This window comes from Mongoliimonas terrestris (assembly GCF_001927285.1).
Taxonomy (GTDB): domain Bacteria; phylum Pseudomonadota; class Alphaproteobacteria; order Rhizobiales; family Pleomorphomonadaceae; genus Chthonobacter; species Chthonobacter terrestris.
This window is the reverse complement of record NZ_MSIG01000003.1, coordinates 346,798-362,836: the sequence shown is the minus strand read 5'-3', so window position 1 is coordinate 362,836 and position 16,039 is coordinate 346,798. Positions and strand designations below refer to the sequence as shown.

General features: G+C 67.2%; 8 protein-coding genes. 4 read left to right on the top strand and 4 right to left on the bottom strand.

Annotated elements, in window-relative coordinates; genetic code table 11:
• Nucleotides 1-154: 154 nt before the first annotated feature.
• From BUQ68_RS24180 to BUQ68_RS23215, 4 genes are all read left to right on the top strand, one after another.
• Complete coding sequence (locus BUQ68_RS24180) at nucleotides 155-4,867, top strand: PAS domain-containing sensor histidine kinase (RefSeq protein ID WP_075215045.1); 4,713 nt, start codon at nucleotides 155-157, stop codon at nucleotides 4,865-4,867.
• Nucleotides 4,868-5,138: 271 nt separating this feature from the next.
• The gene (locus BUQ68_RS06150) at nucleotides 5,139-6,161 is read left to right on the top strand and encodes a Fe(3+) ABC transporter substrate-binding protein (RefSeq protein ID WP_075215044.1); all 1,023 of its coding nucleotides are present in this window, start codon (nucleotides 5,139-5,141) and stop codon (nucleotides 6,159-6,161) included.
• 394 nt (nucleotides 6,162-6,555) lie between these two features.
• Nucleotides 6,556-8,334, top strand: a complete 1,779-nt coding sequence (locus BUQ68_RS06145) for an ABC transporter permease (RefSeq protein WP_083656330.1) — start codon at nucleotides 6,556-6,558, stop codon at nucleotides 8,332-8,334.
• Nucleotides 8,335-8,459: 125 nt separating this feature from the next.
• Entirely contained in the window at nucleotides 8,460-10,472 is a 2,013-nt protein-coding gene (locus BUQ68_RS23215; protein ID WP_139315163.1) for an ATP-binding protein, read from the top strand.
• Nucleotides 10,473-10,484: 12 nt separating this feature from the next.
• On the opposite strand, the gene BUQ68_RS06140 is transcribed toward BUQ68_RS23215, so the two are convergent.
• From BUQ68_RS06140 to BUQ68_RS06125, 4 genes are all read right to left on the bottom strand, one after another.
• Nucleotides 10,485-12,452, bottom strand: coding sequence for an acetoacetate--CoA ligase (locus BUQ68_RS06140; protein ID WP_075215043.1), 1,968 nt, complete (start codon nucleotides 12,450-12,452; stop codon nucleotides 10,485-10,487).
• A 540-nt stretch (nucleotides 12,453-12,992) separates the two neighbouring features.
• The gene (locus BUQ68_RS06135) at nucleotides 12,993-13,817 is read right to left on the bottom strand and encodes an ABC transporter permease (protein ID WP_075215042.1); all 825 of its coding nucleotides are present in this window, start codon (nucleotides 13,815-13,817) and stop codon (nucleotides 12,993-12,995) included.
• A gap of 14 nt (nucleotides 13,818-13,831) precedes the next feature.
• On the bottom strand, nucleotides 13,832-14,737 hold the full coding sequence (locus BUQ68_RS06130) for an ABC transporter permease (RefSeq protein ID WP_075215041.1): 906 nt from the start codon (nucleotides 14,735-14,737) through the stop codon (nucleotides 13,832-13,834).
• Between the two features lie 14 nt (nucleotides 14,738-14,751).
• Complete coding sequence (locus tag BUQ68_RS06125; protein ID WP_075215040.1) at nucleotides 14,752-15,900, bottom strand: ABC transporter ATP-binding protein; 1,149 nt, start codon at nucleotides 15,898-15,900, stop codon at nucleotides 14,752-14,754.
• Nucleotides 15,901-16,039: the final 139 nt, after the last annotated feature.

Below are 16,039 nucleotides of genomic sequence, written 5' to 3'. Positions count from 1 at the left end.
GATCCGGTGCGCGGTCTGGCAGTGGTCATGGCCGGTGGCACACTGTATTAACGGAGGATTAATGCCGACCGGGCAATGCCGCCGAGGCCATGCGCCGGTCCGCCGGGTCCGGGGCCGCACGAGGCCGCGCGGGTCTCAACGGGAGTGTTGCCGCATGGCGGATCTGGACGACGTCTTCCTGGCAGCGGCGGCGGATCCGTCCGTCGCGGCGCTAATCGAGGACGCGCGCCCGGTCTTCCTGTTCGACCGCCGCGGCAGCCGCCTCCTGTTCGTGAACGCCGCCGGCGCGGACCACCTGGACATCCGCGACCGTGCCGGGCTGGAGGGCTTCCGCCTTCTGCCGGGCCACCCGACCGCCCGCCGCGTGGCCGCCATCGACGGACAGCTCGGCCCCGGCCAGGCGCGCACCGACCGGGTGCCGCTGTCGCGCTCGGTGGTGCCGCAGTCCGTCGTCTGCCGGGCGAGCCGGTTCCGCTTCGCCGGCGAGCGGGGCATTCTTCTCGTGGTGCTCGATGCGGCGACCCGCTATCCGGATGCGTCGTCCGCCCGCGCGGCGTTCGAGGCCCTCTTCGCCGCGCCGGCGGAGCGTGTCGGCGGCAGGGACGAACCGGCGCCCGTCACGGCGGATGCCGCCGAGGCGACGGGGGACGGGCTGGCGAACGCCGAGGCGCCGGCCCTGGTGGCCGACGATCATCCGCCCGCCGTGGTGACCGACCCGATGCCGCTCGCCGAGCCGCCGTCGCCGCCCTCGCTCCAGGACGCCGACGACCTGCCGGACCTTGGCGCCGACTACGGCCAGGAAGACCCGACCGCGGGCGCCGCCGATCCGGACGAGGAAGCGCGGGGCAGCGACCTGAAGGCCATGGACGACGAGGCGGGCGACGCCGGATGGACCGCCGTGGCTGAACCGGGGCGCTCCGACGCGGACGCCGGGGGGATCGATACGGAAGCAGCGGACGCGGCCGGCGAAGCTTTGGACGCGGATGGCGCCGATGCCGAGGTGACGGCGGAGAACGGTGCGTTCTTGGCGGCAGACGATACGGCTGTCGAGCCGGTCGAGGACCATGCGGCCGAGGCCGCTGATGGGGCGGTCGAGACCGCTGGTCTGGCAGCCGATACGGCCGTCGCGGAGGATGCGGCGGTGGACGGCGGTGCTCCGACGGAGAACGACCCGCCGGTGGCCGATGATGGCTTGCCGGAGATGGATGGCTCCACCGGAGGGGACCAGACCGAGGCGGGGCAGAGCACGGCCGGGACCGCGGAAGACACGGCCGGCACGGCGGACGAGGGGGCCGGCACGGAGGAAGCTGCGGCGGAACACGAGGCCGGGGCGGCGGAGCCGGGGTTCCGGTTCCCGGATCATGGGCGGTCCGTGCGCTTCGTGTTCGAACTCGACCACGCGCTGGCCTTCGCCTTCGTGTCAGAGGATCTTGCCGGCGTGGTCGGCCCGGCGGCGGCCCCGCGCCTCGGCGACACCTGGGCCGATCTGGCGGCCCGAATGGATCTCGATCCGCGCGGCCGGGTGCAGTCGGCGCTCGCCCGCCACGACACCTTCACCGGCCTGACGGTCGACTGGCCGGTGGACGGCGGGATGCTGCGCCTGCCGGTGGATCTTGCCGGCATGCCGGTGTTCGCCCGCGACCGCGCTTTCCGCGGTTACCGGGGCTTCGGCATCGCCAAGACCGGCGCCGCCTTCTCGGTCGCGCCGATGGCCCTTCCGCCGGTTGCGGACGTTTCCTTGGCTCACGAGGAGCCGCTGGAGACGGCACCGGCCGAAGACGTGCGGGAGAATGCGCCGGCCGACGAGGCCGCCGAGGAGACCCAACTCCTGGAGCCGGTTGCGGCGCCGGAAGACCTGCCCGCTCTCGATGAGCGCGTGGCGGACGCCGACCGGCGCGAAGAGGATTTCGCCGCGGAGCGGGACGCCGAAGCGACCGACGATGCGGTGGCGGCCGAAGCCGCGACGTCGACGGATGCTGCCGACGAGGTCTCGCAGTCGGTGGATGCGGACGCGGGAGAGCCGAGCGGCTTGCCCGCCGAACCGGTCGAGGCGGATGAGACCGAAGCCGGCGCGGCAGCCATCGACGCGCCTCTGACGGACGCGGCCGATGCGGACGCCGAGGCGCTTAGCGGCCCGCGTGTCGAGCCCGGCGAGACCGATGAGACGGACGCCGTCGACGCGCCTGCGACAGGCACGGCTGATGCGCCTTCGACGGATACGGCAAATCGGCCTTCAGCGGACATGACGGAAGAGCCCGCCGCCGAAGCGGAGGCGCCCGCGGCAGGGCCCTCCCCCGCCTCGGCGGCCCGTTCCCCGGCGCGCGGTGATGGCCTTGCCGCGGCGCTTCTCGCGGCGGCGGCCGCAGCCGCCGTGGCCGGCCATCGCACGTCGCTTCGCGAGCCGACGACCACCGTCGAACCGAGCCCTTCGGATGCCGAGGTGCTGCCGTCGGAGCCTTCGGGCGATGCCGTCGCGGAGCAGACGGCGACCGTGGTGACGGACGCGGAGAGCGCGCCGACGCTGCCGGTCGCCGTGCCGCTCGCCGACGCGCAGGCCTTCGCCGACGATCGGGAGGGTGTGGTCATCGGGCTCGATCCCGACCAGATCTACGCGGCGGAATCCCTGCTCTTCGGCGGCATGACGGAACCCCCGCCGCCGGAAGACGCGGTGCTGGTGTCGCCTGCCGACGCGGTGGCGTTCGCCGGCATAGAAGGCGCCGTGGATCCGGATGGGCCGCCGGCAGCGGAAAGCTGGCCGGGCGAAGACGCGGGCGACACGGTCGCGACCCCGTCCGACATGGTCCAGACGGGCGACGAGACGGATGGCGATCCGCAGCCGGACGTGGACGACGGCTTCGCGGCCATCGCTGAGGACACGACCATCGACGCTGCGCCGGACGAGCAGCCGGAAACCCTGGCGCCGCTCGCCGAGCCGACCGATACGGCGGCTGCGGCGGGAGACGGTGTCGACGAGGGAAATCCAGCGTTCGACGGGACTGCGGTCGCGGACGAGCCGGACGCGGCGCCTCGCGAGGCGGTCTCGTTCGGCGCGGAGAACCCGCTGGACCTTGTCGAGGAGCCGAACCCGGAGGCCGACGACGTGGCCTGGAGCGAGCGGACGGCGGACGTCATCCCGTCGCCGATGGTCGCCCGAAGCGTTCCGCCGGAGCCGCCGCTGAGCGCCGCCGACGCGGCGCGGCGCCAGCTCTCCCGCCCGGAGCGGGAGGCGTTCCAGAAGATCGCCGAGGCGCTAGGCGCCCGGCTCCACGATAGCCACGCGGCGGGGCGGGCGGACAAGGGCGGCGCTCCGACGCCCGGGATGGATGCTCCGGCTCCCCTCGGGTCGCCCGCCGACGGGGGGCCACCGGCAGAGCCGGGCGTCGCGGCGGGTCCGGACGGGACGGCCCTGCGGGGGGCGTTCGCCTCCGGCCCGATGCTGGAACTCGCGGTTCTCGACCGGCTACCTGTGGCGGTCGCGCTGCTGCGGCACGGCGAGGCGATCGCGGCCAACCGCGCCTTCCTGGATCTTGCCGGCTATGCGGACCTTGCCGCCCTCGACGCGGCCGGCGGTTTCGCCGAGGCCTTCGTCGGCAGCCCGCTCATCCGCGACCACCGGCTGCCGGCGATCCGCCGCCGCGACGGCGTGGAGGTGCCCGTGCACGTGCGGCTCCACAGCGTGCCTTTCGAGGGCGCCATGGCGTCCATGCTGGTGGTCCAGGAGACCGCCAAGGCCACGGGCCCGATCCGCGCCGAGACCGCGGAAGCGCGGGTGGGCGAGTTGGAGGCCATCCTCGACACGGCCACCGACGGGGTGCTGCTGATCGACACCAGCGGCCGGATTCTTGGGGCCAACCGGTCGGCGGAGGCGCTGTTCGGCGCCGAGCGCGAGGCCATGGTGGGGGCGCCGCTGATCGATTATCTGGCGCCGGAGAGCCACCGGAACGCGCTCGACTACCTGGACGGGCTCTCCCGCAACGGGGTGGCGAGCGTCTTGAACGACGGCCGGGAGGTGATCGGCCGGGTGCGGCGCGGCGGCCTGGTGCCGCTGTTCATGACCGTCGGGCGAGTGTCGGCGGGCCGCTTCTGCGCGGTTCTGCGCGACATCACCCAGTGGAAGCGCGCCGAGGAGGAGTTGACCACGGCCAAGCGGTCTGCGGAGAACGCATCCTCGCAGAAATCGGACTTCCTCGCCAAGATCAGCCACGAGATCAGGACGCCGCTCAACGCCATCATCGGCTTTTCCGAAGTGATGATGGAGGAGCGGTTCGGGCCGGTCGGCAGCGAGCGCTACAAGGAGTACCTGCGCGACATCCACATGTCCGGCAGCCTGATCATGAGCCTCGTCAACGACCTGCTCGACCTCTCCAAGATCGAGGCCGGCAAGCTGGACCTCGCCTTCGAGGCGGTGCCGGTGAACGAGGTGGTGCGCGAGTGCGTGGCGCTGATGCAGCCGCAGGCGAACCGGGAGCGGATCATCATTCGCACCTCGCTCTCCTCCAGCCTGCCGAACGTGGTGGCGGACCACCGCAGCCTCAGGCAGATCGTGTTGAATTTGCTGTCGAATGCCATCAAGTTCAACCAGCCCGGCGGGCAGGTGATCGTCTCCACGCTCTACGAGGACAGCGGCGAGGTGGCGCTCCGGGTTCGGGATACGGGGCCGGGGATGAGCGCGGACGACGTGGAGAAGGCGCTGGAGCCGTTCCGGCAGCTGCACACCACCCGTCCCGGCCGCGGAACCGGGCTCGGGCTGCCGCTGACCAAGGCGCTGGTGGAGGCCAACCGGGCGGCTTTCCGGATCGATTCCGCGCCCGGCCAGGGGACGCTGGTGCAGGTGACGTTTCCGTCGACACGGGTGCTGGCCGAATAGCGGCGGGCGCACCGGGGTCAGCGGGTGCGTGTTTTTCCGCGCCGCGAAAACCTGCTGATGATCCTCAAGATTTCGCCCATAAACTTGAACGGGTTAGCCCGGTTTTTGGAACGGTTCCAAGAACCGGACCATCAAGCGCTTGAAGTTGCTTCCTGTTTTGCATTTGACAGCAGGCCGGCGCGCCGACATAGATCCGCTCGTACCGGCGTTCCACGGCCGTGGATCGCCTCCCGATGACAGGACCTTGCCCCCTGCCGATTGGAGACGAACGATGAAGTCCGTCCGCGTTCTTGCCGCTGTCGCGGCCACCTTCCTTTCCACCTTGCCGGCGCTCGCGGCCGGTGAGGTGAACGTCTACACGACCCGCGAACCGGGTCTGGCGCAGCCGCTGTTCGATGCCTTCACGAAGGAATCCGGTATTGTTGTCAATACGATATTCATGAAGGAAGGGCTGGCGGAGCGGGTTGCGGCAGAGGGGGACAACTCGCCGGCGGACCTGATGATGATGGTGGATTTCGGCAATCTGGCCGATCTCGCCGACCGCGGGCTGACTCAGCCGGCCGGCTCCGAGACGCTGGATTCCGTTGTGCCTGAAGGACTTAGGGCACCGGACGGGAGCTGGTACGCGCTCTCGGCGCGGGCGCGCGTGCTCTATGCCGCCAAGGACCGGGTGACCGACACGGCGGTGACCTATGAAGATCTCGCCGACCCGAAGTGGCAGGGCAAGGTCTGCATCCGCTCTGGACAGCATCCGTACAACACGGCGCTGATCGCGGCCGTCATCGCCAAGAAGGGCGAAGAAGAGGCCAAGACCTGGCTGGAGGGTGTGAAGGCAAACCTCGCGCGCAAGCCTGGCGGCGGCGACCGGGACGTGGCCAAGGACATCCTGGCCGGGATCTGCGACATCGGAATCGCCAACTCCTACTATGTGGGCCTGATGCGTTCCGGCGCCGGCGGGGACGAGCAGAAGACCTGGGGCGACGCCATCAAGGTCATCATGCCGACCTTCGCGGACGGCGCCGGCACCCACGTGAACGTCTCCGGCGCGGCGCTGGCAAAGAACGCGCCGAACAAGGAAAACGCGGTCAAGCTGTTGGAATATCTGGTTTCTCCGGAAGCCCAGAAGATCTACGCGGAGGCCAACTACGAGTATCCGGTGCGCGCCGACGTGGATCCGGACCCGATCATCGCGGAGCTCGGCACCCTGAAGATCGACCCGCTGCCGGTGACGGACATCGTCAAGCAGCGCAAGGCCGCCAGCATGCTGGTGGACGCGGTCGGCTTCGACAACTGAGGCATAACCTGTCGCCGGTTGTCGCGATTGTAGCGGCGATGAAGCGGCTGATGTAGCGCTTTGTCGCCGCCCATGTCGCGGGTTTGTAGCCCTTGTCGCCGGCGACAGTCGCGCCCTCGCCCGGTCCCCGCTCTTCGGGGGCCGGGTTTTGCCATGAAGGCCCCCCTTCTGGTGCCCTCCCCGCCCGCCGAGGCCCCGATGATCGCCCGCGCCGCCCCCCTGCCCTCACCCCCGACCGCCCGCCGACCGTCATCGGCCGCGGGGTTCTATGGCGAAGTGCGCGTGGGTTCGGCACGGCGGATGCATCATGGTGTGTGCATGAACGAAGGGTCGGCGCATGGATGAGGCGGGACGCGAGACAGGCACCCGCCCGGCGGGGGAAGCGGACGGACGGATGGATGTGGTCGCGCGCAGCCATGCCCGCCGCGACAGCCTTCGCCAGCCGCCCGTGCCGCCCGGCGAGCGGGCCTCCACGGCGGACGCCTCCAGCCGGCCCTGGCTGGTGGCGAGCGGCCTTCTGGTGGCGCTGGTGCTGGCGCCGATCGGCGGGCTGGTCTTCTATGCCGCCAAGGGCTCCGGCGACCTCTGGCCCCACCTGATCGGCACCATATTGCCGACGGCGCTCTGGACCACGCTCCTGCTCCTTGCCGGCGTCGGCACGCTGGTGGCGGTGGTGGGCGTCGGCACCGCGTGGCTGGTCGCCATGTACCGTTTCCCGGGCCGCAAGCTGTTCGAATGGGCGCTCCTGCTGCCGCTCGCGGTGCCCACCTATATCGTCGCCTACGCATACCTTGACGTGCTGCACCCGATCGGCCCGGTGCAGACGGCGCTTCGGGCGCTCTTCGGCCTGGAGCGGCCCGGCGACCTCTGGTTTCCGGAGATCCGCTCGCTGCCGGGCGCCATCCTGCTCCTCGGCTTCGTGCTCTATCCCTATGTCTACCTGCCGGCGCGGGCGCTTTTCCTGATGCAGTCGCCCGCCTTGGTGGAGGTGGCGCGCACGCTCGGGGCCGGGCGCAACCGGGTGTTCTTCAAGGTTGCGCTGCCGCTCGCCCGGCCGGCCGTGGCCGTCGGCACCAGCCTTGCGCTGATGGAAGCGCTGAACGACATCGGCGCGTCGGAATTCCTCGGCGTGCGCACCCTCACGGTCGCCATCTATTCCACCTGGGTGACGCGCTCGTCGATCGAGGGCGCGGCCCAGATCGCCCTCGTGATGCTGGCCTTCGTGGTGATGCTGGTGACGCTGGAGCGCACCGCCCGGCGCCGCCAGCGCTTCGTCGGCCGGGCGTCGAAGACGCGGCCGGCGCTCCCCATCGGGCTCACGGGCGGCGCGGGGATGCTGGCGACGCTCGCCTGCGCGCTGCCGATCGCCGTTGGCTTCCTGGTGCCGGCCGCCTACCTCGTCCACCACGCGCTGATCCGGCTGATCGAGAACGGCCTGCCGGACGCCTTCGCGGGCTGGGTGATCAACACGGTGACGATCTCGGCCGGCGCCACGGTGGCGTGCGTGACGGCGGGCCTGGTGATCGCCTACACGGGCCGCTTCGCCCGGCATCGGCTGGCCAAGCCCCTCGTCCGCCTCTCCGGCCTCGGCTACGCGGTGCCGGGCACGGTGCTGGCCGCCGGCATGCTGATGCCCTTCGCGGCGGTGGACAACGCCATCGCGGACCTCTGGCGCGCGGCGACCGGCGAGCGGATCGGCCTCGTGCTCTCCTCGCTCGGGGTGGTGCTGGTGGTGGGCTATGTGATCCGCTTCCTGGCGGTCTCGTCCGGCGGCATCGAGGCGGGGCTGACCAAGATCCCCCCCACCCTCGACATGGCCGCCCGCTCCCTCGGCGCCCGCCCCGGCCGCACGGTGGCGTCCATCCACGTGCCGCTCCTCAAGCCCGCCATCGCGGCCTCCGGCCTCCTCGTCTTCGTGGACTGCATGAAGGAGCTGCCGCTGACCCTGATGCTGCGCCCCTTCAACTTCGAGACCCTGGCCACCACGGTCTACGGCGAAGCGGCGCGGGGGACGTATGAGGACGCCGCCATCGCGGCGCTGATGATCGTGGTGGCGGGGTTGGCGCCGGTGATCCTGCTGGCGCGGAGCAGTTTCAGGGATGCGCCGAAGGGGAGCCAGAGGGAGAGGGTGGCGGAGACGCCGGTGGAGCGGGGGGTGGTGGTGGGGGTGTGAGGGGGGGGGCGACCCGTTGACACGGCACCGAAATCGGCCAATGGCCGAAAGTATCACTAGTTAAATTTACTCGGAATGATAGGCTCCTTGGTCGAATACAACCATTTCGTCCAGGGAGAAACGTTTTGGCCTCGCTTAAATCGAACCTGCTAAAGCGGATTGAAAGGCTTCCGAAGCCAGCGACTGTTTCCGGGGCTCTACAGCCATTGTTTGAAGCCGTAAGCAACTCTATCCATTCCGTTCAACATCGCTATGACGATGCTGTCGCAACGCTCGGACAGATCACAATCGTTGTAAATCTATTTAGGAAAAAAGACGCCTTCTGGATAACGATCCAGGACAATGGCCACGGCTTAGATAATCGCAACTACGAAGCATTTACTACTACCGATACAGACAATAAAATTGCAATTGGCGGAAAGGGAGTTGGTCGTTTACTCTGGCTCGACTGCTTTCTTGATATCTCTGTCGATTCCGTTTTTAAAGATGGAGATGTCTTTTTCCGTCGTAAATTCGATTTCATCTTAGATCAGGAAGAGCAGATTCAAAATTACAGTTTAGTCTCAGATGAATCCGTCCATGATGCAATGTTCTTTGTGCGTTTCAGCGGTCTAAGAGATAATGGCTATCTGAAGAAATTTCCCGGACGGAAAGAGTTCATTTTTCAACATTTTACTTCACATTTTCTACCAACGCTGATCAGTGGTAGATGCCCAAATATCACGATAGTCTGCGGGGACACATCTCGGACATATCCAGACTCTCTTTCGACGATCGTCAGATCTAAGAAGGACGGCATCCAGGTAGAAACGGATGAATACGAAACGCTGAAACTTGCTCTTCTCGAATGCGAAAAAACAGCAAGCTCAGACCTAAAGGGTAATCACTTTATACATTTTATTGCTCACGATAGAACCGTCGTTTCACAGTGTATAGACGCTAAACTTGGACTAAAATACTTTGGTGATGACAATCAAAGCGTTTTTCACGGCATACTCACGGGTGAATATCTAGATAGGAACGTCAATCAAGAAAGAACTGACTTTCTGTTCGAAGATGCAACTCTTGAGCGAATTGTTTCGGATATTTGGAACCATGTAGCCGATTTTCTGGCGACCCCCTTGTCGAAGTTGCATGGCGAGCAACAGCAGAAAATTGCAGCCATCACAGAGTCTTACCCCTCGGTAGCTTTCGGAGACGTGGTGGAACTACAGGCACGGATTCCTTCGGGTGAGTTAAGTGAAGACGCAATATTTGGCCATTTGTCTCGTGAGCGTTTCAGGCGCGATCAAAGGCAAGGTGAGAAAATTCGCGTCGTTCTACAGAAATTGAAAAACAGCAATGCTGACATAAGCGGATTTGTTGACGCAATAAAAGAAGCGCGCGAGGCGATTGAGGAAGCCGAGCAGAAAAGCTTGGCAGAATACGTAATCCGACGCAAAGTCGTTCTTGATATGATAGAGATTCTGTTACAAAGTGTAAGACATGAAAAAAGGGACAGCTCCTATCAACGAGAAGATATTCTTCATTCTATGATTTGTCCTGTACGAGTAAACACTTTAGATGACGGGCAGCGTAGGATTGATTCGGCAGCCTCTCATGACCTTTGGATAATCGACGAGCGGCTCACATTTGCTCAGTATTTTAGTTCAGATACAGAATTCTCGCTGCTTTCTAGCGCAATTGACAGCGAAGAACGGGCGGATGTTCTTGTATTTGATCACGTACACGGATTGAGGCAAACCGACCAGCCATCTCGAATTCTGTTGGTAGAGTTTAAACGACCAGGACGCACTGAATACAATGACGACGAAAATCCACAGATGCAGGTGGAAAAGTACGTCAAGAAACTTCTTGCCGGTGGCTGTATAGACGTAAGAGGGAGGCCAATAACGATAAATAGAGATGCCGTTTTCTACTGTTTTATCATCGCAGATATTGTGGGAAAACTCGAAGACTGGACGTACAGCTGGCAAAGAACAGCAGATGGACGGGGCCGAATTTTACAGCCACGTCATGGATTCAATGGGATAGTTGAGTTGATTGGTTGGGACGCCCTGCTAACCGACGCAAAGGAACGCAACAAAGCATTCTTTGATCACGCAGGGCTTTCAGGGCGGAGTGTGTTCAGTGAGTAGATGCAGCAAACCTCACCCATCCAACTCCCCCAGCCCCCTGAACAGCTCCAGCGCCTCCGGGTTCGCCAGCGCCTCCTTGTTCTTCACCGGGCGGCCGTGGACCACGTCGCGGACGGCGAGTTCGGTGATCTTGCCGGACTTGGTGCGGGGGATGTCGGCGATCTGGACGATCTTGGCGGGGACGTGGCGAGGGGTGGCGCCGGTGCGGATGCGGGTCTTGATGCGCTGGACGAGGGCGTCGTCGAGCACGGTGTCGTCCTTGAGGCGCACGAAGAGGACCACGCGCACGTCGCCCTCGAAGTCCTGGCCGATGGCGAGCGCCTCGACCACCTCGGGCACCTGCTCCACCTGGGCGTAGATCTCCGCCGTGCCGATGCGCACGCCGCCCGGGTTGAGGGTGGCGTCCGACCGGCCGTGGATGACGAGGCCGCCGGAGGGGGTGACCTCGGCAAAGTCGCCGTGGCACCAGACATTGTCGAAGCGCTCGAAATAGGCGGCGCGGTACTTCAGGCCGTCCGGGTCGTTCCAGAACATCAGCGGCATCACCGGGAAGGGCTTGACGCAGACGAGCTCGCCCTTCTCGCCGACGGGTGCGGGGCGGCCGTCGTCGGTCCACACCTCCACGGCCATGCCGAGGCCGGGGCCCTGGATCTCGCCCTTCCGCACCGGGCGCGTGGGATCGCCGAGGACGAAGCAGGAGACGATGTCGGTGCCGCCGGAGATGGAGGCGAGGTGCACGTCGGGCTTGATGGCCTGGTAGACAAAATCGAAGCTCTCCGGGGCGAGCGGCGAGCCGGTGGACGCGATGGCGCGCACGGTGGTGAGCGCGTGGGTCTCGCGCGGGACGAGGCCGGCCTTCTTCACCGCGTCGATGTATTTGGCGGAGGTGCCGAAGAGGGTCATGCCCTCGGCGTCCGCATAGTCGAAGAGGACGGCGCCGGAGGGGTGGAAGGGCGAGCCGTCGTAGAGGAGGAGCGTCGCCCCGAGGCCGAGGCCGCCGACGAGCCAGTTCCACATCATCCAGCCGAGGGTGGTGAAGTAGAAGACGCGGTCGCCCGGCCGGGTGTCGGCGTGGAGGCCGTGCTCCTTCAGGTGCTGGAGGAGCACGCCGCCCGCCCGGTGGACGATGCACTTCGGCACGCCGGTGGTGCCGGACGAGTAGAGGATGAGGAGCGGGTGGTCGAACGGCAGCCGGGCGAAGACGAGCGGCGCGGGGGCGTGCGGGGCGAGGAAGGCCGGCAACGTGACGGCGGCGGGCAGGCGCGCGGCGACGGCCTCGGCCTCGTCGGGGCCGAGGTAGGGCACGACGACGACGGCGGTGAGGGAGGTAAGTTCGGGCACGACCTCGGCGAGCTTGTCGGCGATGGCGATGCGCTTGCCGGCGTACCAGTAGCCGTCGCAGGCCAGAAGCACCTTGGGCTCGATCTGGCCGAACCGGTCGAGGATGCCGCGCGGGCCGAAGTCCGGCGAGGCGGACGACCAGACGGCGCCGATGGACGCGGCGGCCAGCATGGCGGCGACCGCCTCCGGCAGGTTGGGGAGGAGACCCGCCACCCGGTCGCCCTCGCGCACGCCGGCGGCCTGGAAGGCCTGCTGCAGGCGGGAGACGGCGGCGCGAAGGTCGTCCCATGACCAGCGGGCGGCCGCCTTGTCCTCGCCGCGGAAGACGAGGGCGTCGTCGGGGCCTTCGCGGCTGAGGAGGTTTTCCGCCACGTTGAGGCGCGCGTCGGGGAAGAAGCGGGCGCCGGGCATGAGGGTGGGGTCGACGAGGCGGCGCTCGCCCTTCTCGCCCACGACGGCGAAGAAGTCCCACACCGCGTCCCAGAAGGCGGCGGGCTCGGCGATCGACCAGCCGTGGAGGGCGACGCTGTCGGCGAGCGGCCGGCCGGCGCGCGCCTCGGCGAAGAGGCGGAAGCGCGTCATGGTGGCGTCGGCGACCCGGGCGGGGGACGGGGTCCAGAGCGGGGCGTCGGCGGTCATGGGCGGGGGTCTCCGGGGGTGGGGGTGGGGTGGGGCGTGGGGGTGGGCGGATGGGTGCGGCGGCGCAGCATAGCGCGGCGGCGGGGGTGGGGGGAGTGGGGGCAGAAAGGGCCTACGGTTCCGCTGCGGAGATCAGAGCGCTGGGGGTGTTCGCGGGCACGAGGTGGGGCGCCGGCGGTTGTCCCACGCGCCGTCATCCCGGCGGACGCCAGGATCCAGCCGACGGGGCGGGTTGCGGAACGGGGGCGGGTGGCCGGGGCGGGGCGGGTGGCCGGGGCGGCGGTTGGATCCCGGCGTTCGCCGGGATGACGGCCGCGCGTTATGGGGAGGAGAGGGAAAAGACCCCTCCCCCGGCCTTCGGCCGGACCCCGCTCCGCAGTCACGGGACTGCTTCGCCTTCGCCTTTGGCCAAACCCCGCGAGGGAGGGATTGGACGTGCCGCCCGGTGCCCCGCCGCCGTGTTCCACCGCGCTGCCCCTGCCCCGCGGCCGAGCTTCCCCTCGCCTCCCCGATCCGTCCGCCGAGCGCCCCCTCTCCTCCCTACCCCGCCTGCGCCACGGCGGCGCGTTCGGCGCGTTCGCGTTCGACTTCGACGCGCTTGGTGTAGAGGGAGGCGGCGATGACGCCGAGGGCGACGACGGCGATCATGACGGTGCAGACGGCGTTGATCTCGGGCGTCACGCCGAGGCGGACCTGGCTGTAGATCTTGATGGGCAGCGTGGTGGCGCCCGGGCCGGTGTTGAAGGACGCGATGACGAGGTCGTCCAGCGACAGGGTGAAGGCCAGCATCCAGCCGGCCACCACCGCCGGCAGGATGAGCGGCAGGGTGATGGCGAAGAAGGTCTTGGCCGGCGGGCAGCCGAGGTCCTGGGCGGCCTCCTCCAGGCTGCGGTCGAAGGTGACGAGGCGGGACTGCACCACGACGGCGACGAAGCACATGGTGAGCGTCACGTGGGCGATGGTGACGGTCCAGAAGCCGCGCGAGAAGTCCATGGCGACGAAGAGGAGGAGGAGCGACAGGCCGGTGATGACCTCCGGCATGACGAGCGGCGCGTAGATCATGCCGGAGAAGAGCAGGCGGCCGGGAAAGCGGGCGTAGCGCGTCATGGTGATGGCCGCGAGGGTGCCGAGCACGGTCGCGATGGTGGCCGACAGGAAGGAGACGCGGATGGTGACCCAGGCGGCGTCCATGAGCGCCTGATTGCGGATCATCTCGCCGTACCACTTCGTCGAGAAGCCGCCCCACACGGTGACGAGGCGGGACTCGTTGAAGGAGAAGATCACCAGGAGAAGGATGGGGATGTACAGGAAGGCGAAGCCGAGCGTCAGCGAGGTGACGTTGAACCAGGAGAGCTTGTTGGACATGGCGCGCGCCCCCCTCAGACTTTCCGCTGGACGTTCTGGAAGATCATGATCGGCACCACCAGGATGAGGAGGAGCACCACCGCCACGGCGGAGGAGACCGGCCAGTCGCGGTTGGAGAAGAACTCGTTCCAGAGCGTCTTGCCGATCATCAGCGTGTCGGACCCGCCGAGAAGGTCGGGGATGACGAACTCGCCCATGATGGGGATGAAGCAGAGGAAGCAGCCGGCGATCACGCCCGGCAGCGACAAGGGCCAGGTGATGACCCAGAAGGCCTTCATGGGCGGGCAGCCGAGGTCGGAGGCGGCCTCCAGCAGCGTGCCGTCGAGCTTTTCGAGCGCCGCGTAGAGCGGCAGGATCATGAAGGGCAGGTAGGAGTAGACGATGCCGATGAAGACGGCCGTCTCTGTGTTCATGATCTGCACCTGCTCGGTGGGCCCGAGAAGGCCGAGCGCCTGCAGGGCGACGGTGAGCAGGCCCTCCGGCTTCAGGATGCCGATCCAGGCGTAGACGCGGATGAGGAAGGACGTCCAGAAGGGCAGGATGACCAGCATCAGGAGCGTCGGCCGGACCGACTTCGGTGCGCGCGCCATGGCGTAGGCGATCGGGTAGCCGATGAGGAGCAGCATCGCCGTGGAGATGAAGGCGATGCGGAGACTGGAGAGATAGGAGCGCCAGTAGAGCGGGTCGTCGGCCAGCCAGAGATAGTTCTCGAACGACAGCTCGCCGAGCTTCTCGCCGAGGCTCGACAGGCTGTCGAACACCGGCACGTAGGGCGGCATGGCGATCGCCGTCATCGACAGGGAGATCTTGGCGATGATGAAGAAGGGGGCGAGGAAGAAGACCAGCAGCCAGAGATAGGGCGCGGCGACCACCAGCCACTTGGTCCAGGTGGGGCCGCCGGCGGCGGAGGGAGCGGGCATCTCGGGTCTCCCGGTCAGGACGTGAGCAGCAGGCCGGCGTCGCGCGGCCAGGAGAGATAGGCCTTGTCGTCCCAGCCGATGGGGCGCTCGACGAGCCGCGTGACGTTGGCGAGGGTGGACTTCATGATGGCGCCGTTCGGCAGCTTCACCCGGTAGACCGACACGTCGCCGAGATAGCCGATGTCCCACACCTCGCCGGAGACCACGTTGAGGGCGGGGTCGGCGGGCGGATCGAGGCTGATGCGCACCTTCTCCGGCCGGATGGCGAACCAGACCGTGTCGCCGGACTTGGCCGTGCCGGCGTGTTCGGTGACGATGGGCTTGTCGAGCCCGGCGCTCGACACCTTGGCGACCGGCCCCTCAAGGCCCGCCACGGTGCCTTCCAGAATGTTGATGTCGCCGATGAAGTCGGCCACGTAGCGGCTGTTCGGCTGCTCGTAGATCTCCGCCGGAGTGGCGACCTGGACCATGCGGCCGAGGTCCATGACGGCGATGCGGTCCGACATGGTCATCGCCTCCTCCTGGTCGTGGGTAACGATCAGGAAGGTGAGGCCGAGCTCGTACTGGATGTCCATCAGCTCGAACTGGGTCTCCTCGCGGAGCTTCTTGTCGAGGGCGCCGAGCGGCTCGTCGAGGAGGAGCACCTTCGGCCGCTTGGCGAGCGCCCGGGCGAGCGCCACGCGCTGGCGCTGGCCGCCGGAGAGCTGGTGCGGCTTGCGGCTGGCGAACTTCTCCAGCTTGACGAGCTTCAGCATCTCAGCCACGCGGGCGGCGATGTCGGGCTTCGGCATGCCGTCCTGCTTGAGGCCGAAGGCGATGTTGTCGGCCACGCTCATGTGCGGGAAGAGCGCGTAGGACTGGAACATCATGTTGACCGGGCGCCGGTAGGGCGGCACGCCGGCAAGATCGTTGCCGTCGAGGAGGATGCGGCCGGTGGTCGGCTCGTCGAAGCCGGCGAGCATGCGCATCAGCGTGGTCTTGCCGCAGCCGGACGGGCCGAGGAGCGAGAAGAACTCCCGCTCGTAGATGTCGATGGAGAGGTTGTCGACGGCCGTGAAGTCACCGAACTTCTTGGTGACGTTCTCGAACCGGATGTAGGCCTTGGCATTCGGATCCAGCCAAGGTGCGAACGTGCGCTTCACCGGTCCGACGGATTTCGACATCGACTGCTGCCCCCTTCAAGACCTGCGCGCGTCCGAAAGGGCGGCCCCGGCGCCGCTGAACGGCCGGGCGCCCCCCGGCGCGTCCTGATGCTAACGGATTCGCGGGCCGCGTCGAGACCGCGCGGCGCCCTTGATGCTG